The sequence below is a fragment of the Bordetella genomosp. 9 genome, from assembly GCF_002261425.1.
Classification (GTDB): Bacteria; Pseudomonadota; Gammaproteobacteria; order Burkholderiales; family Burkholderiaceae_B; genus Bordetella_C.
Genome location: NZ_NEVJ01000001.1, coordinates 736,297 through 758,868 on the forward strand (window position 1 = coordinate 736,297; position 22,572 = coordinate 758,868).

A 22,572-nucleotide genomic window follows, 5' to 3' on the forward strand; every position below is an offset into this window, starting at 1 on the left:
ATCACCCAGCTTCTCAGGAGTCGAACATGTCTGAAAACCGGTTGGCGGCGGATAAGCGCCTGGATATCGCGATGGCGAAGGGACGCGAGCGTTTGCTGGCGGCGGAGCCCGAGCTGGCGCGCAACGCGGACGCCAGGGCGACGGAGAAGGCGGGCGCGGCAAGCGAGCGGCGCATGGAGCTTTACGAAGCCGAGATCGAGCAGGAGATCGCCGACTACGCGAAATCCCAGGGCGTCGACGAGCTGGATATGCTGGTGCGGCTGGGCGTCGATTCCGAGGAAGAAGCGCGCGAGCTGATCGCGCTGCGCCGCTCGCGTCAGTGATCCCGCGCTCGTTCGCCTCAGTGATCCTGCATCAATAGCTGCCGCTCGTTGGGCGGCACATAGGCGTGCTGGAAGTAGATGGCCTGGCCGCTCTGGTCGGCCGCCACGATGTCCAGCCGCACGCCCACCGTATTGCGCGGCAGCTTCAAGGCTTGCACCACGAAGCCCGGGAGTTTGCTGACGCTCATGCGCTCGGTGTAGGACGCCGTCGGTTGGCCGTACCTGCGCGAGAGCAGGTCCTTGAAACTGACGTCGTTCAGCTTGGCCGCCTCTATCGTGACCAGCTCCGGAAAGCGCACGCCACAGAAATAGATCTGCACATAGAGCGAGAATTCGTTGTTGATCGAAAACTCGCGGTCGATGCAGACTACCTTTTCGCTTTGCAGCAGGTCGCCCCACGGGCCGTCTTCATTGACCGTGTAGCGCTTCAGGACGCGGGTGTAGATGGGCAGGATGCCTTCACCCGTATCGTCGATGAACCTGAAATGCTGGAACGGCCCGCTCATCGGATACCTGCGCTTGGCGACGTAGGTGCCCGAACCGTGCCGCCTGACGAGGATTCCTTCGTCGACCAGCATCCGCAACGCACGCTGCACGGTGCCCAGGCTCAGGCCGGCGGCTTCCACCAGCACGTCTTCGGCCGGCAACTGATCGCCGGCTTCCCAGCTGCCCGCGGCGATTTCCTGCGCCAGGGCGTTCTTGAACTGCAGATATTTCGGAAGGCCATCGGGGCCGGCGAGCTTGATCCGGGGCAAGGTGCGGGGCGTGTTCTTCGGCATCGCGACAGTTTATCTCCAAGCAAATGCGGGCAGTGGCGCGCCATGCTCCCGCCTCCCGGCGTCCCGACCTTCTGCGCCCGCGAAACCGTTGACAGGGTCCATGATTTGCAAGACACTTAGTCCTGTATAGGACTATAGCACTTGCATTTTCCACCATGGACGGACTTCCTATGAAAATAATCGACGTCAGCCTCACCCTGTTCGCCTGGGACGACATTCCCCCCACCAGCTACGCCGCCCACACCGGCAAGTTCGCCGGCTCCAGCAAAATCGGGCTGCTGAAGATCGAAACCGACGAAGGCATCACCGGCCACGCCTTCCTGGGCTCGGCCTACTACGGCGCGGACCTGGACGGCCCCAACCTGATCAAGTACCTGAAGCCCATCCTGGTGGGGCAGAACCCGCTGGACCGCGAACGCCTGAACCAGGCGCTATGGCGTCGTTCCCGCACGACCACCGTGCGTACGATCGGCGCCTGCGACGTCGCGCTGTGGGACATCTGCGGCAAGGCGGCGGGCATGCCCATCCATCGCCTGCTGGGTTCTTTCCGCGACCGCGTCAAGGCCTATGCCAGCTCGATGATCCTGGACAGCGCCGAGGCCTACGCCGAAGAGGCGCAGCACTACAAGTCGCTGAACTGGGCCGCCTACAAGATCCATCCGCCGCACCCCTGGCAGGAAGACATCAAGGTGTGCGAAGCCGTGCGCAAGGCGGTGGGTGACGATTACCTGGTCATGCTGGACGCCGCGTGGAGCTACCAGTATCCGGAAGCCGTCCGCGTCGGCCGCGCGCTGCAGGACCTGAACTACTACTGGTACGAAGATCCCCTGCACGATGCCGACGTCTACAACTACGTGAAGCTGAAGCAGCAGCTGCACATTCCGCTCATGGCGACGGAATTCCCGGCCGCCGGCCTGGATTCGTATGCGCCCTGGGTGCTGCAGCAGGCCACGGACTTCCTGCGCGGCGACGTCGCGCTCAAGGGCGGTATCACCACCATGATGAAGACCGCCCATCTGGCCGAGTCCTTCCGCATGAACTACGAAGTCCACCATGGCGGAAACTCGCTGAACAACGTGGCGGGCCTGCACGTCATCATGGCATTGAAGAACACCGAATTCTTCGAAGTGCTGCTGCCGGACGGCGCGCAGAAGTACGGACTGGCGAAGGACATCCATGCGGATGCCGACGGCTACGTGTATGCGCCCACCGAGCCCGGCCTGGGCGCGGAAATCGACTTTGACCTGATCAAACGGAAACAGGTCGCGGTCCTGTCATAGGCGTCCATCGCCAAGAGGAAACAGGAGGAAGACATGAAAAATTCGATAAGAAGCATCCTGGCAGGACTGACTACCGCACTGACGCTCTGCGCGACGAGCGCGGGAGCGGCGTACCCCGACCACAATATCAACATCGTGGTGCCGTTCTCCGCGGGCGGCAGCACCGATATCGTGGCGCGCATCCTGGCGCAGGGCCTGACCAAGGCCATGGGCCAGCCCGTGGTGGTGGAAAACAAGCCGGGCGCCAGCGGCAACATCGCCGGCGACTACGTGGCGCGGTCCGCTCCGGACGGCTACACCCTGTTCATGGGGACCAGCACGTCGATCGCCAACATCACGCTGTTCAAGAAGCTGCCCTTCGACATCATGAAGGACTTCACGGCCGTATCGCAGATCGCCAATACGCCGCTGGTGCTGGTCGCCAACAACAGCCTGCCGGTCGACGACGTCGCCGGACTGATCAAGCTGGCCAAGCAGAAGCCGGGCCAGTTGAACTACGGTTCCGGCGGTCCGGGCACGTCGCAGCACCTGGGCGGCGTGATGTTCGCAAAGATGGCCAAGGTGGAAATGACCCACGTGCCCTACAAGGGCGCGGCGCCGGCCATGTCCGACCTGATCGGCGGCAATATCCAGATCATGTTCGCGCCTTTGATCGACGCGCTCACCTTCATCCGCGCCGGCAAGGTCAAGGCGCTGGGCATCACGACCGCCAAGGCGGCGCCCCAGGTCCCCGACGTGCCGCCCATCGCCAACACGCTGCCCGGCTTCGATATCGCCACCTGGAACGCGGTGTTCGTGCCGGCCAAGACGCCGCCGGCGGTCGTGGAGGTCCTGGCCAGGCATATCGTCGAAGTCACCCGCAGCCCGGAAATGCGCAAGGCCATCGAGAACCAGGGGTCGGAAGCGGTGGGCAGCACGCCCGCTGAGTTCAAGGCCTTCCTGGATCGCGAAGCGGTCCTGTGGAAAGACCTGGTGCAGACCTCCGGCGCGTCCGCCGACTGAACGAACCGGAGCTGATCGTCATGCGCTTCATTACCTTCGAGCACCAAGGCCGCGCACGGGCCGGCGTACTGCTTGATTCCGGTGCCGCCGGCGGCCGGTCGGCGGCCCTGATCGACGGGGCGCATCCGGACCGCCCGCCGCCGCTGCGCGCGTTGGAGCCGTCCATGATGGCCTGGATAGAGCATGGCCTGGTCGACTTGTCGCTGGCGCTGAAGCCGCTGTCGCCGGCGCCGGCATGCCTGCTGCCGCTGGCGGACGTGCGGCTGCTGGCGCCCTTGCCGAATCCCGGGAAGATCGTCGGCGCCGCCTTCAATTACCTGGACGCGCTGGCGGTCGGCAATCGGCCGGTGCCCGAAGAACCCATCATCTTCGTCAAGTCGCGCCGGACGGTGGTGGGGCCGGATGCGCCCGTCAGGCTGGCGCCGGGCAACCAGGTGACCTACGAAGCGGAACTGGCGGCCATCATCGGCAAGCCGGCCCTGAAGGCCGACCGCGACGCCGCCCACGCGCATGTATGCGGGTACGCCATCTTCAACGACGTCAGCTACAGCAATATGGTGCGCGAGGATTGCGGTTTCGTGCGCGGCAAGAGCCAGCCGACCACGGGGCCGCTGGGGCCGTGGATCGTGTCGGCCGACGACGTGGCCGATCCGCACGATCTGTCCGTCGAACTGGAGGTCGACGGCGTCTCGCTGCAATCGTCCAGCACGTCGCGCATGCTGTTCCGCATCGACCGGCTGGTCGAGTATGCATCGGAGCGGATGCCGCTCGATCCGGGCGACATCATCGCCACCGGCACGCCTGCCGGGGTGGCCGCCAACCACGTGCCGCCCGCGTGGCTGCGGCACGGCCAGCGCCTGACAATACGCATCGACGGCCTGGGCGAACTCAGCAATCCTGTCGTGGAGTTGTAGAACTATGGCTGCGGACCTGCCCGTCGTCCTGTTGACCGACGCCATCCAGGCGGACGAACATGCGCGCCTGGCGCGGCATGCCCGGGTGGTGGTCGCGCCGGACGCGCGTGCCGACACCCTGCGCGGACTGATCGCGGACGCCGACGTGCTGGTGGTTCGCTCCAGGCTGCCCGAGGATATCTTCGACCACCAGACGCGGCTGAAGGGCGTCGTGCGCCACGGTGTCGGCGTCGACCTGATCCCGATGCGGCAGGCCGATGCGCTGAAGATTCCCGTGGCCAATATGCCGGGTTCGAATACCGCGTCGGTGGTGGAGTATTGCGTGAACGCGATGTTCCACCTGTACCGGAATATGCAGGCGCTGGCGTTACGCGGTCCTTCCGACTGGAACGACAGGCGCGCGCAGGCCGACCGTACCCTGGAACTGCACGAGCGCACGCTGGGCATCGTGGGCGTGGGCACGATAGGGAGCGCCCTGGCGAAGGTCGCGCTTGCCCTGGGCATGAAGGTGATCGGCCTGACGCGGCGGCCTGACAGCCTGCCCGCCGGCGTGGCTCCGGCCAACAAGGCGGATCTGTTCGCGCGGGCGGACGTGGTGGTGCTGGCCTGTCCGCTGACGCCCGATACGCGCGGCATGGTGGATGCCGCGACCCTGGCCGCGATGAAGCCGGACGCGGTGTTGATCAATGTGTCGCGCGGACCGGTGGTCGATACCGCGGCCCTGCTGCAGGCCCTGCAGAACGGCCGCCTGGGCGGCGCGGCGCTGGACGTGCATGACGTTCAGCCTATCCCGGAAGGCCTGTATCCGACGGCGCTGCCCCGCCTGCTGCTGACGCCGCACGTCGCCGGCATCACGCGGTCCAGCATGACGCGCATGAGCCGCGGCACCGTGGATGAAGTGCTGCGCCTCTTGCGTGGCGAACGTTACGCCAACCTGGTGAACCCGCAGATATACGACTGACTGATCATGAAAATCCGAGACATACGCGCGTATCCGATCTCCGTACCTGTTCCTCCCGACAAGTCCGTGACGCTGGGCATAGGCCGCAGCGTCAAGCGCGATGCGGTGCTGGTGCGCGTGGACACCGACGACGGACTGGTGGGCTGGGGCGAAGCGCATCATGGACGCTGCCCCGGCGCCATCGCCAGGCTGATCGATACGACGATGCGCGAACTGGTGCTGGGGATGGACGCGATGGACGTGTCCGGCGTGTGGGCGCGCGTCCACAAGATGCAGATCGGCAGCCATGGCATGGGCACCGCGGCGGCCCTGGCGCTCAGCGGCCTGGACCTGGCGCTGTGGGACATACGGTGCCAGGTGACGCAGTTGCCGCTGCATACGCTGCTCGGGGGCAGGAACCGCTCGATCAAGGCCTACGCCGGCGGCATCTCGCTGGGTTACCAGGCGCCCGAATCGCTGGCCGATGAAGCCAGGCGCTATGTGGAGCAGGGCTATCGCGCGGTCAAGCTGCGTGTCGGGGATACGGTCGCCCGCGACATCGCCAGGGTGGCGGCGGTGCGTGCGGCGCTGGGCGACGATGTCGATATCCTGGTCGACGCGAATACCAGCTACACGCTGGACGACGTCAGGCGGGTGTTGCCAGCCTACGACGAATTGAACGTCGGCTGGCTGGAAGAACCTTTTCCCGCGGCCGACCTGGCCTTGTACGTCCGCGCCGCCCGCCTGGGCCGCACGCCGCTGGCGGCGGGCGAAAACCATTACACCCGCTTCGAGTTCGATCCGCTGCTCGCGTCCGAGTCCATCGGCTTCGCGCAGCCGGATCTGTCCAAGACCGGCGGCATCACCGAATCCCTGAAGATCGCCGCCCTGGCCGGCGCACGCCGCACGAGCATCAATCCGCACACGTCCGCCACCGCGATCAACATGGCGACGTCGATCAGCTTTCTGTGCGCGATCGACAATCCCGGCTACTTCGAAGCCGACCTGACCCCCTACAACCCTTTCCGCGACGACATGACCGACCGTCCGCCCTATGTCCTGGACGCCGACGGCTGCGTCCAGGCGCTGGACGGCGTCGGCATAGGCCTGCGCCTGGACGACGCCTTCATCGCCGCCCACCCGCTGATCGAAGGGCCCTGCTACGTCTAGGCGGGTAGGCGCGGCTCGCCCAGTGCGAATGAAGCGCGTTGAATCATGCCGTCGGCCACCTCGTAGATACAAAGCATCTCCATGCTGCCGACGCCCTCCGGGAAGTTGCGCGTGACCAGCTCCAGGTCCGTGACGAAGTTTCCCATCACCGTGCGCGCCAGTAAACGTGCATGCAGGTCCGGTTCGGCGAAGCGGGCGGCGAACCGCTCGCGCATGGCATCACGGCCTTTGGCCAGCAAGCCGCCGTGCAGCGCATACTGTTCGGCATCTGGAGCATAGGTCTGGATCAGAGCCTCCAGGTCCTTGGCGTTGTAGGCGTCCAATTGTTTTTGAACGACGGCAGCGGCGTATTCTTCTGTCATAGTCGGCTTCGGCAAGTGGTCGGATTCGTAGCATACTTTGCTCGCAAGGGCGCCGGCGCCCGACCAGCTTCGGCAAGTTGTCAGCTTGCTTGGCGTACGCTTTTTTGCGCGCGGCGTCCGGTGCCCGCGTCTCGCCTTCGCGCGCCGCATCGCGATGGCGCTGATTCCAATTATTAGAACGAACGAGACGACGCTATGAACAGACGATTTTCCCTGCTGGTGGGCGCCTGCGCCTTGGCGCTGTGCACGGTCAACGCGGCGTTCGCCGCGGGCATGGGCGGGCCCCTGCAGATTGCCGATATGGGCAGCTTCTTCGTGGGTGGCCGCATCATCGAGACGCAGTATCCGGGGTCTTTCCCGGCTGGCCGGGTGCCCAACGGCAAGATCGCGGTCGACCAGATGTACGTCAGCTACGTCATTCCCGAGCATGCCCGTAAGACGCCCATCGTGCTGGTACCCGGCGGCGGGCTCACCGGCGCCGAATACGAGACCACGCCGGATGGCCGCGAAGGCTGGGCCACCTACTTCGCGCGCAAGGGTTATCCGGTCTATGTGGTGGACACGCCGGGCCGCGGCCGCGCGGGCTTCGACGCGACGTCCATCAACGAGGCCAAGGAAAAGAAGGACCCCGCCATCCTGCCGTCCGGGCTGTTCAGCGCCACCGGCGAATTCGCCTGGACCAATTTCCGCTTCGGCCCCCAGTTCGGCACGCCGTTCCCCGATACGCAGTTCCCGGTCGCGGCCATCGACGCCTTCGCCGCCCAGGGCGTACCCAATTCGGAAGCCACGCTGACCGGCGGCGGCGCCAAGACCGCGCCCGCGGCGCTGGCCGCCCTGCTCGACAGGATCGGGCCGTCCATCGTGCTGGTCCACTCCCTGTCCGGCCCCTACGCCGACATACTCGTCGGCCTGCGGCCCAAGCTGGTGCGCGCCGTGGTGAACATCGAGGGCGCGCAGTACATCGTGCCCACCGACGCCCAGGTTGCCGCCTACAAGGGCATTCCCGACCTGGAACTGTTCGGCGATCACCTGGACGCCCAGGCGATCACGGGCGCGGTCAGGATGCGCGCCCGCCAGGCCGTCGTGGACCGGATCAACCAGCAGCCGGGCGGCAAGGCGAAACTGGTCACGCTGCCCAGCGTGGGTATCCATGGCAACTCGCACATGATGATGCAGGACAAGAACAACCTGGCGGTGGCGGACTATATCCTCAAGTGGCTGTCGGCACAGGCCAGGTAGCCGCCATCGACGCCGGCGCCGCGCTGATCCCGCCGCGTCGAGTCCCTCGCGCTCAGCCCGTCGCGTGCGCCTGGCGCGCCAGGTGGATCTCGTGCAGCGTGATCTTCCGCACCTCCGCCTGGCTGGCGGCGATGTGCGCCGACAGCAGGCGGCAGGCTTCGTCGGCGCGTTGCGCCAGCACGGCGCGCAGGATGCGCGCGTGTTCGTCATAGGTCGCGTCGACCCGCGGCCGCTTGGTGAAATCCAGCCGGCGGATGATGCGTATGCGGTCGGTGACCTCGCGGTGCACGCGGGCGATTTCCGCGTTGCCGGCGGCCTGCACCAGCGTGCAGTGAAAGGCTTCGTCCCACACCCCGACCTGCGCCATGTCGGTGCTGCGCGCTTCGGGCGCGACCAGCCAGATATCGGCCAGGTCGTCCAGCAACTGCCTGTCGATGTGCGGCGCGCCGGTGCACAGCCGCCTGACCGCTTCGGATTCGAGCACCTGGCGCAGGTCGTAGAGCTGTTCGAACTGGTCGAAGTCGAACGGCAGCACGCGCCAGCCGCTGCGGAACAATACCTCCACATAGCCTTCCTGCTGCAGGCGGAACAAGGCCTGGCGCACGGGCGTGCGGGACACCCCGAGCCGGTCGCTGATCTCGCCTTCCGTGAAGCGGTCGCCCGGCACCAGCCGGAACTCGGCGATATCCCGCTTGAGCAACTGGTAGACGTCCTCGGCGCGCGTCAGGCGCGGCGCCTTGGACGGTGCGTGGTCGATACTGTTCACATTCATGCGACGTGTTCAGCCCATCAGGCTGACATGGGCGGACACCACGCGCCAGCCATCCGGCGTGCGCAGCCAGGTCTGGCTCTGGCGCCCGACGCGCGATGAACCCGCACGGCGGAACTCGATATTGGCGGTCGCGAAATCCCGGCCATACGTGGTGATGACGGTGCGCAGCACCTCGCGATCCAGCCCTTGCGCCGGGCGCGCGGCGCGGAACTCGCGGATCTCGTCGTAGCCATACAGGTTTTCAGTCGCGCCGTAGCGCAGGGTGTGCGGACTGTTCCAGAACAGCTCGTCCAGCACCGCGACGTCGTTGCCCGTCAGGGCTTTCTCGTAGCGGGCGAATTGCGTCTGTACTTCGGCCAGCACGTCCGGCAGATTGATGTCCATCAGAGTCCTTCGTCGAAATGCGGGTGGCGGATGCCGGCGGCGCCGGCCTGTTCGAGCGCCACGGCGGCGCGCAGCGCGATGTCCTCGCGCCAGGGCGCTGCGATGAGTTGTACACCGATCGGCATGCCTTGTGTGCCGTCCGGCCACATGGGCGCCACCGCCACGGGGCATCCCGCGAACGAGATCGGCTGGGTCAGCAGCCCCATGGCGGGACGGCATGGATGCGTCGCGCCGTTGATGTCCAGCCATTCGGTGCCGATCTCCGGCGCGGCCACCGGCGTGGCCGGCGCCAGCAGGAGGTCCCAATCCTGGAACAAGGCCAGCACGCGTTCCCGGTACATGCGGCGGAAGCGGTGCGCGCGCGCCACCCAGTGCGCGGGCTGCAGCGCGCCGGCGATGAAGCGGTCCACCGACAGGGGTTCGAAGTCCGCCGCGTGGCGGCGCAGCGCCGGCAGATGCAGGCTGCCGCCCTCTGACGCCGTGATGATGAAGGCCGCGATGCGCGCCATCTGCGCATCGGGCCATTCCACCGTGCGGCTCGCGCCCAGGACCGACGCGGCGGCGGCCACCGCGGCGCGCGCGGGCGCCGTCGCGTGGGTGTCGAAGTAGCCGCCCAGCACGCCGATGCGCAGGCCTTGCGTGCCCGAGCCCACTGACGGAGACACCGGTTGGACAGCCCGCGCATGGCAGCCGGGATCCTGGCTGTCGGGATACTGCAAGGCGTCGTAGACGCGCGCCAGCAAGGCGGCGGAATCCGCGAAAGGGCCGAGGTGGTCGATGCTGTGCACGAAGGGGAAGGTGCCGCGCCGCGACAGCCGGCCGAAGGTCGGCTTCAGCCCCCAGACGCCGCACAGCGACGCCGGTACGCGTATCGACCCGTTGGTATCCGATCCGAGCGACACGGGCACCTGCCCGGCGGCGACGGCCGCGCCCGAACCGCCCGACGATCCGCCGGCGATGCGCGACCGGTCATGCGGATTGCGGGTGGGACCGTAGTGCGTGTTTTCGGTGGTGAAGCCGTAGGCATACTCGTCCATGTTCAGCGCGCCGACCAGCACCGCGCCGGCCGCGCGCAGGCGTTGCACGAGTATGGCGTCCGCGGTGGCCGCGGGATGGCCGCGATTCACCTTGGAGCCCGCCAGCGTCACGACGCCTTCGATATCGAACAGATTCTTGACGGCGTAGGGCAGCCCCGCCAGCGGCGGCAAGGCCTGGCCGGCGGCACGCATGGCATCCACGCGGTCGGCGTCGGCGCGCGCCCGCTCCAGCGTGCGCGCGGTGAAGGCGTTGACGACGCCATCGGTGGCATCGATACGCGCCAGGCTGCGCTCCAGCCATGCGCGCGCCGTGGTCTCGCCGCGCGCGATGGCCTCCAGCCCGGCGATGCCGCCGGACGTGGCGTGCGGCTGCTTGGCCGTCATGGCTGCACCTCCGGAAACGGCGCCGGGCAGAACAAGGCGACCGGCTCGTCGGCGACGTCCAAGGGGGCATCTTCCAGCACGCGCGCCATATCCGCGGTGCGCGCCAGGTAGACGGCCACGCGGGCCGCCTGGTCCGCCTCCAGCGGCAGGTCCAGCAGCGCGGCGCTGGCCCGCACATAGGCCAGCGCAGTGTCTTCGGGGTGGGTGGGCGGGGTCATCGGCGTACCTCTCGTTGAAATATTTCCAGGCTCTCTTTCTTGGCGGCGACGAAGCTGGGCTGCGACAGCGTTTCCACCGTGCGCGGCCGGGCGTCGGCGTAATCGAGGATTTCCGCGACCCGCGTGGGCCGCTTGGTCAGCAGCAGGATCTGGTCGGCCAGGTAGACGGCCTCTTCCAGATCGTGCGACACCAGCAGCATGGTGGTGCCGGTCTGCATGAATACTTCCTGCAGCTTTTCGCGGATGAACAGCGTCATCTCGAAGTCCAGCGCGGAAAACGGCTCGTCCAGGAACAGCACCTCCGGCCGCGGCGCGAGCGCGCGCATGATGGACGCCGTCTGTTGCTGCCCGCCCGACAGTTCGTAGGGATAGCGTTTCAGGTCGAACTTGACGTCGAAGGATTCGATCAGTTCTTCCATGCGCCGATCGACGTCCGCCTTGCTCTTGCCTTCCAGCAGCAAGGGGTAGGCGATGTTGTCGATGGTGCGCATCCAGGGAAAGAGCGCCTCGCGGTAGTTCTGGAAGACGTAGCCGATGCGCGTATCGCGCAGCGATTTGCCGTCGAACAGGATCTCCCCGCGATCCACCGGGATCAGGCCGGCGATCATGTTGATCAGCGTGCTCTTGCCGCAGCCGTTGGGGCCGAACACCGAGACGATCTTGCTCTTGGGGATGTCCAGGTCGAAGTTTTCGTACAGCGGCCAGCCGGCGAAATACTTGGTCAGGCCGCGGATGGTGATGTGCGTGCCGGCCGGGCCGGGCTGGAAGCGCGGCGGCGGCACGTCGGCGTAGGCGGGTATGTTCAGGACGGTGCTCATGGCGTTCTACCTTCCGCTCCAATGGACCACGCGGCGTTCCAGCAGCAGGAACAGGATGTTCAGCACGTAGCCCAGCGCGCCCGCGCTCAGGATGGCCGCGTACATGGTCTTGACGTTCAGCACCTGCTGGGCGTCGATGATGGCGTGGCCCAGGCCGTTTTCCGAGCCGATGAACATCTCGGCCACGATGACGATGACCAGGGCCATGGACACCGCGGAGCGCAGCCCGACGAAGCTGGGCTGCAGGCTTTCCCAGATCAGCACGTCCTTGAAGATGCGCCAGCGCGATGCCCCCATGACGCGCGCCGCCATCACGCGCTGCTTGCGGGCATTGATCACGCCGTAGGCGCTGTTGAAGACCACGATCAGGAAGGCGCCGAAGGCGGCGATCGCGACCTTGTTGATGTCCGACACGCCGAAGATCAGCAGGAACAGCGGGATCAGGGCGGAAGACGGTGTGGAGCGGAAGAAGTCGACCAGGAACTCGACGGTGCGGTAGGCGCGCTCGTTGCTGCCGAGCAGCACGCCCAGGGGCATGCCGATCACCGCGGCGATCACGAAGGCTTGCAGGGTGCGGCTGACGGTCACCAGGAAATCCGTCAGCAGCGGGCCGCCCGCCAGTCCGGTGGCCAGCGCCACCAGCGTATCGGCGGGACTGGGCAGCAGGATGGGCTTGATGAGGCCGGCGCGCACCACCAGGTCCCAGATGATGAACAGCACGATCGGCCCGACGAAGGGCAGCAGGCGTTCGCGCAGCGGCGTGCGCGGCGCCGCGTCGGCCGACGCGGGAGGCGACCACGTCGCCGCCGGCGCCACGGAAGCGGCCGGCACGGCGGAAGCGCCCGGTGTTGAAGTAGCCTCGTCCATCGCTTACCCCTTGTAGATCAAAGGTGCTACGTCGACCTTCTTCGAGAAGATGTTTTTCTCGGTGAACAGGTCATAGAACTTCTGGAAGTACTGCACGTCGCTGGCTTGGAATTCGTCGTACATCATGTATGCCGCCAAGGGCACTTCGTTGGTCAGCGGACCTTCGATGGCGGTATAGCCCTTCATGTACTGGCGCGCGTCGGCGGGCTGCTTGCGCACGAACTCGACGCCGCGCCGGTAGGCCGCGATGTACTGTTTCGCCATGTCCGGGTGCTTCTGGATGAAGTCCGTGGTCAGGCTGGCGGCGCCGCCATGCCAGGGCGCCATAGGGTCGCCCAGGATGTAGTGCGCGACCACGCCGGCTTCCAGCACCCGCGTGGTGCCGTTCAGGCGGCCCACCGTGCCGGTGGGTTCCAGCGTGTAGCAGCCGTCCACCTGTCCCGTCGCGACGGCGGCGACGTGCTGGCCGATGGGCAGCTCGATGACCGTCGCGCCGCTGGCGCCCGCGCGCTCCAGCATGGTCTTGGCCAGCGTCACGTTCTGGATGCCCGGGCCCGAGGCGATCTTCTTGCCCTTGAACTCGGCCGCCGATTTGATGCCGCTGTCCTTCGCCACCAGGAATTCTTCCAGCACGTTGCGGGCGTTGCTGGGGTTGGTGCAGAAGATCTTGAACAGGCCCGGCTGCGCGATCTCGCCGATGGCAAGGTTGGCCGACCCGGTGCCATTGGCGCTGCCGTCGCAGCGGCCCGAAAGCATCGCCTCCATCACCTGCTGGGCGCCGGCGAACTTCAGCGCCTCGACATCCAGCCCGGCTGCCTTGAAATAGCCTTGCTCCACCGCGGCGAAGAACGGCAGGCCTGCCGCGACGGGCCAGAAGCCGATGCGGATCCTGGGTGTCGACTGCGCGCGCACGATGGCCGGCATGGCCAGCATGCCGGCGACCGCGGCGCCGCTACGCAGCAGACGGCGCCGGTGGCCGTCCACCGTTGCGAGGACGGGCTTGGAGTGTGGGTTGCGCATGGAATTCCCCTTGTTGAGTTCGTGATCGTTGAAGGAATAAGGCATGAGGCGGCCGTCAGGCGGGCGGCTGTGCGCGCGATGCCACGTACGCGCGCCAGCCGCCGTAGGCGCTGACATCCTGGGCATCGCCGTAGGCATGGTCTTCGCAGATGAAGCCATGCACCCAACGGCCGTCCGCCAGTTCCAGGCTGCCCAGGCCCAGTGGCGATGGAATCAGCGCCAGGAAGCTGCCCACCGCCGGCAAGGGCACGTTCCAGACTTCGACGTCGATGGCGACGCCCTCGCCGGCCACGCGGCGCAGGCCCGGCTTGGGCGGAACCGTGCCCCGCAGGGCGTAGAGGCGATAGTGGGGCGCGGTCCGGGTCGTTTCGGCCAGGGTGGCGCCGCGCTCGATCAATTGGCCGTTCAGCGGCATGCCCGTCAGATGCGCGCCGACGACGGCGATATGCAGATGCGTGGCCGGCGTGGGCTGCAACGCGGCGATGGGTTGCGGCGCCGGCAGGGGCAGGGCCGTCGCGCCCTGCGGCAGTCCGGTGGCGTGATGCAGGCGCTGTCCCACGTCGGCCAGCTGCCAATCGCTGCCGGCGGGGCCGATCAGCGTCACGCCGAAGGGCAGGCCGTCCGTGCGCAGGCCGGTGGGAATCGCCAGGGCCGCGTAATCGAGCAGGTTGACGAAGTTCGTGTAGTAGCCCAGCTCGCGGTTGCGGGCCACCGGATCGGCCAGCATCGCGGCGATCGCGCAATGGGTCGGCGCGGTGGGCACGCAGAGCAGGTCGATGTCCGCCCACATCGCGTCGGCCTGCCGGGCCAGCGCCTGCAGGCGATGCTGCGCGCGATACAGGTCGGCCGCGTCGTAGCCGCGTCCCGCCGCGATGATGTCGCGCACCGGCTGGATGACCGAGTCCGCGTGCGCGTCGAAGAATTCCCGCACCGCCTCGTAGCGTTCGGCCACCAGGGCGCTGTCGTACAGCATGGCGGCTGCCTCGGCCAGCGGCGCGTAGTCGATGGGAACGAGGGTGCCGCCCAGGTCCTGGACCTGCCGCATCGCGTCCTGCCAGGCCTGTTCGGACAGGGTGTCGCCGAAGAACTCCAGTTGCGCCGGCACGCCGACGCGCGGCCGGGGCGGCAGCGGCGTGGTCTTCATCGCCAGCACACGGGAGTAGGGATCGCGCGGATCGGGGCCGGCGGCCGCTTCCAGCACCTGGACCGCCGTGGCCACCGTGCGCGCCAGGATGGATACGCAATCCACGCTGCGCGCCGCCGGGAATACGCCATGGGCGGGGATCAGGCCGCGGCTGGGCTTGAGCCCCACGATATTGTTCAGTCCCGCCGGTACCCGGCCGGAGCCCGCGGTGTCGGTGCCGAGCGCGAAGTCCATTTCACCGGCGGCCACCACATAAGCCGAACCGGAGCTGGAGCCGCCGCTGACATAAGCCGGGTCGTAGGCATTGGGCACCGCGCCATAGGGCGAGCGCGTGCCGTTCAGGCCGCAGGCGAACTGGTCCAGGTTGGTCTTGCCGGCCAGCGCGGCGCCGGCCCGCAGCAGCCGCTCGACCACGGCGGCATGGACAGCCGGGGTATAGGCGAAGTCGGGGCAGGCGGCGGTGGTGGGCTGGCCCGCGACGTCGATGTTGTCCTTCACGGCGAAGCGCAGGCCCGACAACGGTCCCCCGGCGGCGCCGGCCTGGGCGGGCTCGAACCGGCGGATCCAGGCGTGATCGGGCGACGCGGACCCCGGTCCGGGCGCGGCGGGAATGGCGGTTTCAGGAGCTGGCATGGCGACCTTGTCTCAAGAGATATCCAAACTTGTGTACAAGATCAAAGCAAAGCTTGTGCCAATTTCCTGCGCTCTATGGCGCGCCGGTTCACCACGCCAGCCAGACCACTGAAATGCACCGGAACGCGGCGCGCGCAGGCACCGTGGTCGTGCGTGGCACAGCGACGGTGCGTCAGCGGCCGGCGCCTTCGGCTTCCAGCCAAGCGCGAAAGCGCAGCACAAGGTCGTCTTCGGCCCTGGCCTCCGGGATATAGCTGCAATAGCTGCGCGAGGGCAGCCGCGGCGCGTCGAAGGGCGCGATCAGTCGGCCGGCGGCGAGGTCGTCCGACACCAGCGCGATGGGCCCCATGGCGACGCCCACGCCATCGACGGCCGCCTGCAGGGTCAGGTAGAAGTGATCGAAGGTCAGGGCCGCGGCCGGCTGCAATGCCGCGAGCTTCGCGCGCGCCAGCCAGTCCGGCCACAGGCGCGGCAGGCTGGAGGTATGAAGCAGGGTATGCCGGCGCAGGTCGCGCGGCACGCGCAGCGGCTGCGCGCGCAGCAGCGCCGGACTGCATACCGGCACTCTTTCCTCGGCCAGGAACGGCCGCATCACGTAACCATAGAAGGTATCCGGGCCGCCCCGGATGATGACGTCGTAGCCGTCACGCAGGCTTTCGACGGGCTCGTTCGACGTCTCGACCCTGACGTCCACATCTGGATGCGCGGCGCGGAAGGCGGCCAGCCTGGGCACCAGCCAGCGCAGGGTGAACGTCGCGGACGCATTCACGGACAGCGTGCGGGGCAGGACTTCCGGCAGGCCATAGTCGGCCGTCGCCTGGGCGAGTTGCCGGAACAGCGGACCTATCTTCGCCAGGTAAGCCTGGGCGGCGGGCGTGAGCGTGATGCGGCGGTTGTGCCGCTCGAACAGGGCCGCCTGCAGCCAGCCTTCCAGCATCCGGATCTGCTGGCTGACCGCGCCCTGCGTCACGTGCAATTCCTCCGCGGCGGCCTTGAAGCTGCCCAGGCGGCCGGCGGCCTCGAAGACACGCAAGGCATGGAGCGGGGGCAGGGACTTGGCCATTCGAGTTAGAGAAACTAACGTGAGCAGGGAATTTATATCGTTTGCCGGCCCGCCACAAGATAGATATCTTCGTTATTCCTTTATCCTCGACGGCCAAGGATCCATGATGTTGGGCTACACGGGCGGTATCGTCCTGCTTGCCGCGCTGATGCACGCCAGCTGGAACGCCATGCTGCACGGCAATTCCGACCGGCTGCTGTCCATGGCCTGGATGAGTATCGCGATCGCCGCGGTGTCCACCGTTGCCGTCGCCTGCCTGCCCTTGCCGGACCCGGCGGCCTGGCCTTACATCGCCGCGTCCGGCCTGACGCATGTGATCTACAACGCCAGCCTCGTCCATTCCTATCGCCGCGGCGACCTGACACAGGCATACCCGATCGCGCGCGGTTCTTCGCCCTTGCTGGTGACGCTGGGCGCCGCGATCTTCGCGCATGAAGAGATGGGGCCGCTGCGCCTGCTGGGCATCGCCCTGGTGTCGGGCGGCATCATCGCCCTGGCGCTGCACCGGCGCCCGTCCGCGGGAAAGGGCACGCGCCTGGGCCTGCTGGCCGCCTTCGGCACCGGCGCGCTGATCGCCATCTACACCGTCATCGACGGCATGGGCGTGCGGCTGTCGAACGGCCAGGCCATGCCGTACATCGCGTGGATGTTCCTGTTCTATTGGCTGACGCCTTTGCTGTTCATCGCCAGCAGGGGCGTGCGCGCGCTGTGGGCGCCGGCGCGCGGGGCGCCCGCCGCCGTGTGGACCTCCATCGCGGGCGGACTGGTATCCATAGGCGCCTACGGCATCGTCATCTGGGCCATGCAGTGGGGCGAGATGGGCGCGGTATCGGCCTTGCGCGAAACCAGCGTGGTGTTCGCGCTGCTGATCGGCCGGACCTTCCTGGGCGAGACCGTCAGCGTCCAGCGCTGGGTCGCGTGTTCGGTCGTGGCGGCCGGCGCGATATGCCTGGGCGCTTGAGGCCGCCCGGCCCGTGGAGTTCGCCGAAGACCTCGCGCACGCATTCCGCCATGCGGCGGGCCAGCACATTGACCGGAAACTGATGCGAAGTGACGGCGTAGCTGGGAAATTCCACCTGCTCCGAGAATGCGATTTCGCGTAGCCCCGCATCGCGCAGCGCCCGCGACACGATAGGATTGACGATGGAAACGCCCAGCCCCTTCGCGACCATCGTGCAGATGGTGGTGGCATACGGGGTTTCGATGGAAAGTATCCGCGCGTCGTCGGGAAAGTGGCGATCGATCGCCGCGCGATTGAAGCTGCCGGCGGGTAGCGAAATAAAGGCCTCGTCCTTGAAATCCGTGGGTTTCAACAGCTTCTTGCGCGACAGCCGGTGCGTGCTGGCGACGATTCCCACCCCTTGGGCCATATTGATGCGCTCGTAATGCAGAGTGGGAACATCGGTATGGATGGAACTGAACCCGATATCGCAGTAGCCCGTGGCCACCCATTTGGCGACGACGTCGGATCCTCCGGTGTTGACGACGACCGGAATGTCGGAGCACTTCTGCCTGAACAGACGCATCGCGTCGGGCATCACGCATTGCGTAATCGAACCGACCGCGCCCACCCTCAGCATGCCCGTTCCGCGCCGGCGTATGGAGCTTGCGCTGTCGTTCAGCGATTCGAGGCCGATGAAGGCTCTTTCGACGTCGGCGTAGAAGGCTTCCGCTTCCGGCGTCGGAATCAGGCGGGTACCCACGCGCTGGAACAGCACGAATCCCAGGGTCTTTTCCAGGAGCGCGATCCAGCGGCTCACATTGGGTTGCGAGGTGTGCAGCAGGCCGGCCGCGGTGGTCATGGAACGCGTCATCATGACTGCGCGAAAGGCTTCCACCTGCTTGAAATTCATGCGTCGATGCTCCCGTTCCGCGGCCTGTCCGCACACCCGGCGCAGCATATCATTTTTGTATGAACAGCTATGAAAACCTAATTTGACGTATTCAGCGCCGCGGGCCGAGACTAGCCGTTCACACAGCTTCGACGCCAAGCAATATGGAATCCAAAGTCAGCAGCCGCCTGAAACAGCCCCTGGCCAGCGAGGTCATCCAGCACATCTTCCTGCCGCGCCTGAACCGCGAGTTTTTCGCGAACTTCGAGATGCTCAACGAGATCAACCAGGCCCATCTCTGGATGCTGCATGAACAGCGCATCCTGGACGACGACACGGCGGGGACGCTGGCGCGCGCCTTGATGAAGATGCAGCAGGACGGCCCCGCCGCCGTCGAGCTGGACGCGGCGCGGGAAGAGGCGTATTTCAACTACGAAGCCCACCTGATCAAGCTGGTGGGCCAGGACGTGGGCGGACGCCTGCATACGGCACGCAGCCGCAACGACATCGGCGCGACCATAGACCGGATCCGCGCCCGTGATTTTGCCTTGCGCATAGGCCAGGCGTTGATCGGCGTCGCGCGGGCCGCGCTGGCGCAGGCCGGCAGGTACGCGCATTACGTGATGCCCGGATACACCCATATGCAGGCCGCGCAACCGATTACCTATGGGTATTACCTGTCGGCCCTGGTGGACGCATGGTCGCGCGATATCGACAGGGTACTGCGAGCGCTGGACAGGGCCGATGCTTCACCCTTGGGTTCGTGCGCGCTGGCGGGAACGTCCTTCGCCATCGATCGCGATGCGACCAGCGCGATGCTGGGGTTCACCCGTCCCCTGGACAATGCGTTGGATGGCGTGGCGTCGCGGGATTTCGCGCTGGAGCTGAGCGCCGCGCTATCGATCATGATGATTACGTGCAGCCGCATGGTGCAGGATTTCTATATCTGGTCCACGCCGGAGTTCGGCTATCTGTCGTTTCCCGATAGCGTCGCCAGCACGTCCAGCATCATGCCGCAAAAGAAGAACCCGGCCGTGCTGGAATATTTGCGCGGCAAGACGGGACACTTGATCGGCCTGACCGCCGCCGCTATGTCGACCGTCAAGTCGACTCACTTCACTCATTCCGGCGATAGCAGCCGCGAGAGCACGCGCACCTGCTGGGAAGCGTGCGAAGAAGCGCTCAAGGCGCTGGAGCTGGTCCGGCTGCTGGTGGAGCGGGTCGTCCCCGACCAGGCGCGCATGGTGGGTCGTGCCGCACGCGACTTCTCCACCGTCACCGACCTGGCCGACCTGTTGGTGCGCGAAGCGGACGTGTCTTTTCGCGATGCCCATCACATCATCGGAGCGGTCGTGCGCGAAGCGCTGGAAGGCAAGCTGCCAGCCAGCGAGATCACGGCCGCGATGATCGATGCCGCCGCGCGGGAGCAATTGGGGCGGCCGGTTTCATTGCGGGAAGAGGATATCCGCGCCTGCCTGGACCCGGTCCGCAATGTGGCGTCGCGACTGTCATACGGGGCGCCCGCGCCCGCACTGGTGCTGCGGCGCATCGAAGAACAAAGCGTGTCGCTGGCCGCCCAGGGCGAGGGGTTCGACGCGACGGCGAGGCGGTTCGGCGACGCACGCGCGCTATTGCGGGAGCGCATCGGACAACTGGTTTCCAAGGACGCCGGTGCGTCCTGCCACACAACACACTGACACCGGAACATTTCAAGGGGAACAACAATGCGAAGACTCATGGCGGCCGCCGCACTGGCGATGGGCCTGTGCCTGCCTGCCGCGGCCCAGACGTATCCCGGCAGGCCGGTCACCCTGGTCGTGCCGTTCGCGCCGGGCGGCACCGTCAACCTGATGGGCCGGTTGCTGGCCACGCGCTTGTCCGAAGTGCTGGGCCAACCCGTCATCGTGGAAAACAAGCCCGGCGCGGGCGGCAGCATAGGCGCGAATTTCGTCGCCAAGGCGGTGCCCGATGGGTACACGCTTCTGCTCGCGACCATGGGCCAACAATCCATCCAGCCCTTGCTGTCCAGGGATCTTCCTTACGACCCCGCCAAGGATTTTGCGCCCGTCGCGCTGTTCGCCACCGTACCCAATGTATTGGCCGTTTCCGCCAACACACCGGCGAGGACCGTGGCCGAACTGGTGGCCTACGCCAGGCAGAACCCGGACAAGCTCAACATGGCATCGGCGGGTATCGGCTCGGTCAATCATTTGACCGGCGAGCTGTTCATGCTGCGATCGGGCGCGCGTTTCGCGCATGTGCCTTACCGGGGGGCCGGGCCGGCGACGGCTGACCTGTTGTCAGGCCAGGTGCAGATACTGTTCGCCAACCTGCCCAACGTGCTGCCCTACGTCAAGGCGGGGCAGCTGCGCGTGCTGGCCGTCGCCAGCGACCAGCGCAGTCCGGCGCTGCCGGACGTGCCCACGCTGGCGGAGGCGGGCGTCAAGGATGCCGTCGTCGAGTCCTGGTACGGCGTGATGGCGCCGGCGCGCACCCGTCCGGAAGTGATACGCAAGCTGCAGGACGCGATCGTCGGTATCGCGAAGGAAAAGGCGATGATTGCTCACCTGTCGGATCAGGGCGCGCTGCCGTTTCCGGGCAGCAGCGCCGATCTCGCACGGCAGTCCGAGCAGGAAACGGAGCGCTGGACGCGCATCATCCAGGGCGCCCATATCCAGGCGAATTGACCTCCGCCGCGACGGGACACGGCTTCAGGCCTTGTCGCCGGCATCGCCTTCTTCGTCCTCGCTTTCCTCGTCCGTATCGCGTGAGCCGAGGCGGCCGTCGCTGGGGTTGTACTCATCGCGCGGCGGTACGTCCCGCGGGACGTCGTGCCGGTCTTCCTTGAGGCGATCGACGGTGTGGGGCGCGAGAGGACTGCTGCCTTGTTGCGGGGCCATGATGATTCTCCTGTCGAAACCGTGCTGTCATGCCCATGCCACATTGCGATGTGGTCATGCCGTTTCATCGTCGGGCGAACGGCGCAGCGTGCCACGCTTGTTGTGGCGGCCCGTGTCGGGCGGCGTGGGGTTTTGCGTGGCGTTGGGTTCGCCGGCGCGCGCATCCTGCTCAGCCGCGGCGGTGGCGCGGTCGAACAGCGGCGCATCCTGCGCTTCCGCCGAAGGCGGATGGTCCATGTCGGGGCGAGTGTCGGAAAGATCGGCCTTCCTGGAAGGCCGGGGCGCACCCCGGTTCGGGTCGGGATAGGGAAGCATGGCGGACTCCTGTAAGTGCCGGGGCGGAAGCCGCCCCTTGCCTTACAGGCCGCAATCGGTGTGCCGGCCCATCCCGGCCATGGTCGTGCGCATGCTCCGCCGGCTCCCTGCGCCGGCCTGCAGTGGTCGCTATTGCTGAGCCGGTATCACTTCGATGCGCAGCGCGGCCCCGCCATCGGCGATGGCGAGCAGCCTATCCACATTGGGATGTGCGCCCGGACGGTTGCGCGCGTCGGCGGTATGCTTGGCGAACACCGCGAGGCCATGCTCCGCCGCTTTGGCGTCCAGGGCGCCATAGGCGCGCGCCAGATAGTGATAGACGGCCAACGATCCCTGTTTGCCCGGCTGGTTTTCGATGGTCCCGGCGATCCTGCCGTCGGCATCGATCAGATCGATGCGCGCGATTGCCGTGACGGGCGGGAGCTGCTGCAGGTTGTCCTTGAAGACGGGGCCGGGCTGTATGGTTGAAAGCATGGTTCCTTCCTGAGTGCTTTGCGGCCCGACATGTTATCCGACGACGCCATGGCGGGCCGGCCCGGCCGCCGACTTACGCCAGCGCTGGTTCCACCACGTGGCGATGGATCTGCGCGCGGGCGCCTTCCAGTCCGGCGGCCGCGGCCTGTTCGCCCATGTTCAGTCCTTCGGCGTGGATGAAGGTGACGTCTTCCATGCCCAGGAAAGCCAGGACGATCTTCATGTAGGAGGTCGCCTGGTCCAGCTCCGTGCCCACCGTCTTGCCGCCGCGCGCGGTCACCACGTAGACCTTCTTGCCGGTCAGCAGGCCCTGCGGCTTGCCGTCGACGTATTTGAAGGTGACCCCGGCGCGGGCGATGTAATCGATATAGGTCTTCAACTGGGCCGGAACATTGAAGTTGTAGACCGGTGCGGCGATAACCACGCGGTCGGCCTGGGTGATCTCGGCAATCAGTTCGTCGGCCAGGGTGGCCCTTTGGGCCTGTTCGGCCGAGCGTTGGTCGGCGGGCGTGAACAGCGCGCCCAGATGCCCGGCATCCACGTAAGGCAGCGGCTGCGCGCCCAGGTCGCGCGTGCGGATGGTCATCCCGGGATCAGCCTCGGCAAGCCGGCTGACCAGTTGGTCGGCGACCAGGCGGGACTTCGAATTGGCGCCCAGGATGGAGGAGTGGATAACAAGCATGTTCATGGCGAATCTCCGTC

General features: G+C 66.7%; 26 protein-coding genes. 10 read left to right on the top strand and 16 right to left on the bottom strand.

Annotated elements, in window-relative coordinates; translation table 11 throughout:
- Positions 1-26: 26 nt before the first annotated feature.
- The gene (locus CAL26_RS03255; RefSeq protein ID WP_094845467.1) at positions 27-323 is read left to right on the top strand and encodes a hypothetical protein; all 297 of its coding nucleotides are present in this window, start codon (positions 27-29) and stop codon (positions 321-323) included.
- Between the two features lie 17 nt (positions 324-340).
- On the opposite strand, the gene CAL26_RS03260 is transcribed toward CAL26_RS03255, so the two are convergent.
- Complete coding sequence (locus tag CAL26_RS03260; protein WP_094845468.1) at positions 341-1,102, bottom strand: GntR family transcriptional regulator; 762 nt, start codon at positions 1,100-1,102, stop codon at positions 341-343.
- Positions 1,103-1,272: 170 nt separating this feature from the next.
- Here CAL26_RS03260 and CAL26_RS03265 point away from each other — a divergent pair, with 170 nt between their 5' ends.
- The 5 genes from CAL26_RS03265 to CAL26_RS03285 are packed head-to-tail and all read left to right on the top strand — an operon-like array spanning position 1,273 to position 6,408.
- Complete coding sequence (locus tag CAL26_RS03265; RefSeq protein ID WP_086063313.1) at positions 1,273-2,382, top strand: enolase C-terminal domain-like protein; 1,110 nt, start codon at positions 1,273-1,275, stop codon at positions 2,380-2,382.
- 33 nt (positions 2,383-2,415) lie between these two features.
- Positions 2,416-3,384, top strand: coding sequence for a Bug family tripartite tricarboxylate transporter substrate binding protein (locus CAL26_RS03270; protein ID WP_094845469.1), 969 nt, complete (start codon positions 2,416-2,418; stop codon positions 3,382-3,384).
- Between the two features lie 20 nt (positions 3,385-3,404).
- The gene (locus CAL26_RS03275; protein WP_094845470.1) at positions 3,405-4,298 is read left to right on the top strand and encodes a fumarylacetoacetate hydrolase family protein; all 894 of its coding nucleotides are present in this window, start codon (positions 3,405-3,407) and stop codon (positions 4,296-4,298) included.
- 4 nt (positions 4,299-4,302) lie between these two features.
- Complete coding sequence (locus CAL26_RS03280; protein ID WP_094845471.1) at positions 4,303-5,259, top strand: NAD(P)-dependent oxidoreductase; 957 nt, start codon at positions 4,303-4,305, stop codon at positions 5,257-5,259.
- A gap of 6 nt (positions 5,260-5,265) precedes the next feature.
- Entirely contained in the window at positions 5,266-6,408 is a 1,143-nt protein-coding gene (locus tag CAL26_RS03285; RefSeq protein WP_094845472.1) for a mandelate racemase/muconate lactonizing enzyme family protein, read from the top strand.
- Here CAL26_RS03285 and CAL26_RS03290 read toward each other — a convergent pair.
- Positions 6,405-6,770: a nuclear transport factor 2 family protein gene (locus CAL26_RS03290; RefSeq protein WP_094845473.1), complete on the bottom strand. Its 366-nt coding sequence runs from the start codon at positions 6,768-6,770 to the stop codon at positions 6,405-6,407. The two genes, CAL26_RS03285 and CAL26_RS03290, sit on opposite strands and share 4 nt — an antisense overlap.
- A gap of 195 nt (positions 6,771-6,965) precedes the next feature.
- Here CAL26_RS03290 and CAL26_RS03295 point away from each other — a divergent pair, with 195 nt between their 5' ends.
- Positions 6,966-8,009, top strand: a complete 1,044-nt coding sequence (locus CAL26_RS03295; RefSeq protein WP_094845474.1) for a lysophospholipase — start codon at positions 6,966-6,968, stop codon at positions 8,007-8,009.
- A gap of 52 nt (positions 8,010-8,061) precedes the next feature.
- On the opposite strand, the gene CAL26_RS03300 is transcribed toward CAL26_RS03295, so the two are convergent.
- The 9 genes from CAL26_RS03300 to gcvA all read right to left on the bottom strand — a co-directional run bounded on the left by CAL26_RS03300 (position 8,062) and on the right by gcvA (position 16,349).
- Complete coding sequence (locus tag CAL26_RS03300; RefSeq protein ID WP_094845475.1) at positions 8,062-8,781, bottom strand: GntR family transcriptional regulator; 720 nt, start codon at positions 8,779-8,781, stop codon at positions 8,062-8,064.
- Between the two features lie 9 nt (positions 8,782-8,790).
- Positions 8,791-9,165, bottom strand: coding sequence for an oxalurate catabolism protein HpxZ (hpxZ, locus tag CAL26_RS03305; RefSeq protein WP_094845476.1), 375 nt, complete (start codon positions 9,163-9,165; stop codon positions 8,791-8,793).
- A complete protein-coding gene (locus tag CAL26_RS03310; RefSeq protein ID WP_094845477.1) occupies positions 9,165-10,586 on the bottom strand; it encodes an AtzE family amidohydrolase in 1,422 nt (473 codons plus the stop codon). The genes hpxZ and CAL26_RS03310 overlap by 1 nt, the downstream gene beginning before the upstream one ends.
- Positions 10,583-10,804 carry an AtzG-like protein gene (locus CAL26_RS03315; protein WP_094845478.1) on the bottom strand — a complete coding sequence of 74 codons (222 nt, stop codon included), beginning with the start codon at positions 10,802-10,804 and terminating at the stop codon, positions 10,583-10,585. Before CAL26_RS03315 ends, CAL26_RS03310 begins: the two co-directional genes overlap by 4 nt.
- Positions 10,801-11,622 (bottom strand): ABC transporter ATP-binding protein, encoded by an 822-nt coding sequence (locus CAL26_RS03320; protein ID WP_086063321.1) that lies wholly within the window; start codon positions 11,620-11,622, stop codon positions 10,801-10,803. Before CAL26_RS03320 ends, CAL26_RS03315 begins: the two co-directional genes overlap by 4 nt.
- A gap of 6 nt (positions 11,623-11,628) precedes the next feature.
- Positions 11,629-12,489: an ABC transporter permease gene (locus tag CAL26_RS03325; protein WP_094845479.1), complete on the bottom strand. Its 861-nt coding sequence runs from the start codon at positions 12,487-12,489 to the stop codon at positions 11,629-11,631.
- Between the two features lie 3 nt (positions 12,490-12,492).
- Positions 12,493-13,509, bottom strand: a complete 1,017-nt coding sequence (locus CAL26_RS03330) for an ABC transporter substrate-binding protein (protein ID WP_094846002.1) — start codon at positions 13,507-13,509, stop codon at positions 12,493-12,495.
- A 55-nt stretch (positions 13,510-13,564) separates the two neighbouring features.
- Complete coding sequence (gene atzF / locus CAL26_RS03335) at positions 13,565-15,286, bottom strand: allophanate hydrolase (protein WP_094845480.1); 1,722 nt, start codon at positions 15,284-15,286, stop codon at positions 13,565-13,567.
- A gap of 172 nt (positions 15,287-15,458) precedes the next feature.
- Positions 15,459-16,349, bottom strand: coding sequence for a transcriptional regulator GcvA (gene gcvA, locus CAL26_RS03340; RefSeq protein ID WP_094845481.1), 891 nt, complete (start codon positions 16,347-16,349; stop codon positions 15,459-15,461).
- A gap of 106 nt (positions 16,350-16,455) precedes the next feature.
- Here gcvA and CAL26_RS03345 point away from each other — a divergent pair, with 106 nt between their 5' ends.
- On the top strand, positions 16,456-17,310 hold the full coding sequence (locus CAL26_RS03345) for an EamA family transporter (protein WP_094845482.1): 855 nt from the start codon (positions 16,456-16,458) through the stop codon (positions 17,308-17,310).
- Here the strand turns inward: CAL26_RS03345 and CAL26_RS03350 are convergent.
- Entirely contained in the window at positions 17,246-18,202 is a 957-nt protein-coding gene (locus CAL26_RS03350; RefSeq protein WP_094845483.1) for a LysR substrate-binding domain-containing protein, read from the bottom strand. The two genes, CAL26_RS03345 and CAL26_RS03350, sit on opposite strands and share 65 nt — an antisense overlap.
- Before the next feature lie 143 nt (positions 18,203-18,345).
- Here CAL26_RS03350 and argH point away from each other — a divergent pair, with 143 nt between their 5' ends.
- Both argH and CAL26_RS03360 read left to right on the top strand, forming a co-directional pair.
- Positions 18,346-19,878 carry an argininosuccinate lyase gene (gene argH / locus CAL26_RS03355; RefSeq protein WP_094845484.1) on the top strand — a complete coding sequence of 511 codons (1,533 nt, stop codon included), beginning with the start codon at positions 18,346-18,348 and terminating at the stop codon, positions 19,876-19,878.
- A 27-nt stretch (positions 19,879-19,905) separates the two neighbouring features.
- On the top strand, positions 19,906-20,868 hold the full coding sequence (locus CAL26_RS03360; protein WP_094845485.1) for a Bug family tripartite tricarboxylate transporter substrate binding protein: 963 nt from the start codon (positions 19,906-19,908) through the stop codon (positions 20,866-20,868).
- 24 nt (positions 20,869-20,892) lie between these two features.
- Here the strand turns inward: CAL26_RS03360 and CAL26_RS03365 are convergent, their stop codons facing one another.
- From CAL26_RS03365 to CAL26_RS03380, 4 genes are all read right to left on the bottom strand, one after another.
- The gene (locus tag CAL26_RS03365) at positions 20,893-21,081 is read right to left on the bottom strand and encodes a hypothetical protein (protein WP_086063329.1); all 189 of its coding nucleotides are present in this window, start codon (positions 21,079-21,081) and stop codon (positions 20,893-20,895) included.
- A 54-nt stretch (positions 21,082-21,135) separates the two neighbouring features.
- Positions 21,136-21,396 carry a hypothetical protein gene (locus CAL26_RS03370; protein WP_143277340.1) on the bottom strand — a complete coding sequence of 87 codons (261 nt, stop codon included), beginning with the start codon at positions 21,394-21,396 and terminating at the stop codon, positions 21,136-21,138.
- 129 nt (positions 21,397-21,525) lie between these two features.
- Positions 21,526-21,870 (bottom strand): DUF2322 family protein, encoded by a 345-nt coding sequence (locus tag CAL26_RS03375; protein WP_094845487.1) that lies wholly within the window; start codon positions 21,868-21,870, stop codon positions 21,526-21,528.
- 73 nt (positions 21,871-21,943) lie between these two features.
- Positions 21,944-22,558: an FMN-dependent NADH-azoreductase gene (locus CAL26_RS03380; protein WP_094845488.1), complete on the bottom strand. Its 615-nt coding sequence runs from the start codon at positions 22,556-22,558 to the stop codon at positions 21,944-21,946.
- Positions 22,559-22,572 lie beyond the last annotated feature (14 nt).

Excerpts from the sequence above, each read along its gene's own strand:
- CAL26_RS03255 (WP_094845467.1), top strand. The coding sequence starts at position 27 with ATGTCTGAAAACCGGTTGGCGGCGGATAAGCGCCTGGATATCGCGATG.
- CAL26_RS03260 (WP_094845468.1), bottom strand. The coding sequence starts at position 1,102 with ATGCCGAAGAACACGCCCCGCACCTTGCCCCGGATCAAGCTCGCCGGC.
- CAL26_RS03265 (WP_086063313.1), top strand. The coding sequence starts at position 1,273 with ATGAAAATAATCGACGTCAGCCTCACCCTGTTCGCCTGGGACGACATT.
- CAL26_RS03270 (WP_094845469.1), top strand. The coding sequence starts at position 2,416 with ATGAAAAATTCGATAAGAAGCATCCTGGCAGGACTGACTACCGCACTG.
- CAL26_RS03275 (WP_094845470.1), top strand. The coding sequence starts at position 3,405 with ATGCGCTTCATTACCTTCGAGCACCAAGGCCGCGCACGGGCCGGCGTA.
- CAL26_RS03280 (WP_094845471.1), top strand. The coding sequence starts at position 4,303 with ATGGCTGCGGACCTGCCCGTCGTCCTGTTGACCGACGCCATCCAGGCG.
- CAL26_RS03285 (WP_094845472.1), top strand. The coding sequence starts at position 5,266 with ATGAAAATCCGAGACATACGCGCGTATCCGATCTCCGTACCTGTTCCT.
- CAL26_RS03290 (WP_094845473.1), bottom strand. The coding sequence starts at position 6,770 with ATGACAGAAGAATACGCCGCTGCCGTCGTTCAAAAACAATTGGACGCC.
- CAL26_RS03295 (WP_094845474.1), top strand. The coding sequence starts at position 6,966 with ATGAACAGACGATTTTCCCTGCTGGTGGGCGCCTGCGCCTTGGCGCTG.
- CAL26_RS03300 (WP_094845475.1), bottom strand. The coding sequence starts at position 8,781 with ATGAATGTGAACAGTATCGACCACGCACCGTCCAAGGCGCCGCGCCTG.
- hpxZ (WP_094845476.1), bottom strand. The coding sequence starts at position 9,165 with ATGGACATCAATCTGCCGGACGTGCTGGCCGAAGTACAGACGCAATTC.
- CAL26_RS03310 (WP_094845477.1), bottom strand. The coding sequence starts at position 10,586 with ATGACGGCCAAGCAGCCGCACGCCACGTCCGGCGGCATCGCCGGGCTG.
- CAL26_RS03315 (WP_094845478.1), bottom strand. The coding sequence starts at position 10,804 with ATGACCCCGCCCACCCACCCCGAAGACACTGCGCTGGCCTATGTGCGG.
- CAL26_RS03320 (WP_086063321.1), bottom strand. The coding sequence starts at position 11,622 with ATGAGCACCGTCCTGAACATACCCGCCTACGCCGACGTGCCGCCGCCG.
- CAL26_RS03325 (WP_094845479.1), bottom strand. The coding sequence starts at position 12,489 with ATGGACGAGGCTACTTCAACACCGGGCGCTTCCGCCGTGCCGGCCGCT.
- CAL26_RS03330 (WP_094846002.1), bottom strand. The coding sequence starts at position 13,509 with ATGCGCAACCCACACTCCAAGCCCGTCCTCGCAACGGTGGACGGCCAC.
- atzF (WP_094845480.1), bottom strand. The coding sequence starts at position 15,286 with ATGCCAGCTCCTGAAACCGCCATTCCCGCCGCGCCCGGACCGGGGTCC.
- gcvA (WP_094845481.1), bottom strand. The coding sequence starts at position 16,349 with ATGGCCAAGTCCCTGCCCCCGCTCCATGCCTTGCGTGTCTTCGAGGCC.
- CAL26_RS03345 (WP_094845482.1), top strand. The coding sequence starts at position 16,456 with ATGTTGGGCTACACGGGCGGTATCGTCCTGCTTGCCGCGCTGATGCAC.
- CAL26_RS03350 (WP_094845483.1), bottom strand. The coding sequence starts at position 18,202 with ATGAATTTCAAGCAGGTGGAAGCCTTTCGCGCAGTCATGATGACGCGT.
- argH (WP_094845484.1), top strand. The coding sequence starts at position 18,346 with ATGGAATCCAAAGTCAGCAGCCGCCTGAAACAGCCCCTGGCCAGCGAG.
- CAL26_RS03360 (WP_094845485.1), top strand. The coding sequence starts at position 19,906 with ATGCGAAGACTCATGGCGGCCGCCGCACTGGCGATGGGCCTGTGCCTG.
- CAL26_RS03365 (WP_086063329.1), bottom strand. The coding sequence starts at position 21,081 with ATGGCCCCGCAACAAGGCAGCAGTCCTCTCGCGCCCCACACCGTCGAT.
- CAL26_RS03370 (WP_143277340.1), bottom strand. The coding sequence starts at position 21,396 with ATGCTTCCCTATCCCGACCCGAACCGGGGTGCGCCCCGGCCTTCCAGG.
- CAL26_RS03375 (WP_094845487.1), bottom strand. The coding sequence starts at position 21,870 with ATGCTTTCAACCATACAGCCCGGCCCCGTCTTCAAGGACAACCTGCAG.
- CAL26_RS03380 (WP_094845488.1), bottom strand. The coding sequence starts at position 22,558 with ATGAACATGCTTGTTATCCACTCCTCCATCCTGGGCGCCAATTCGAAG.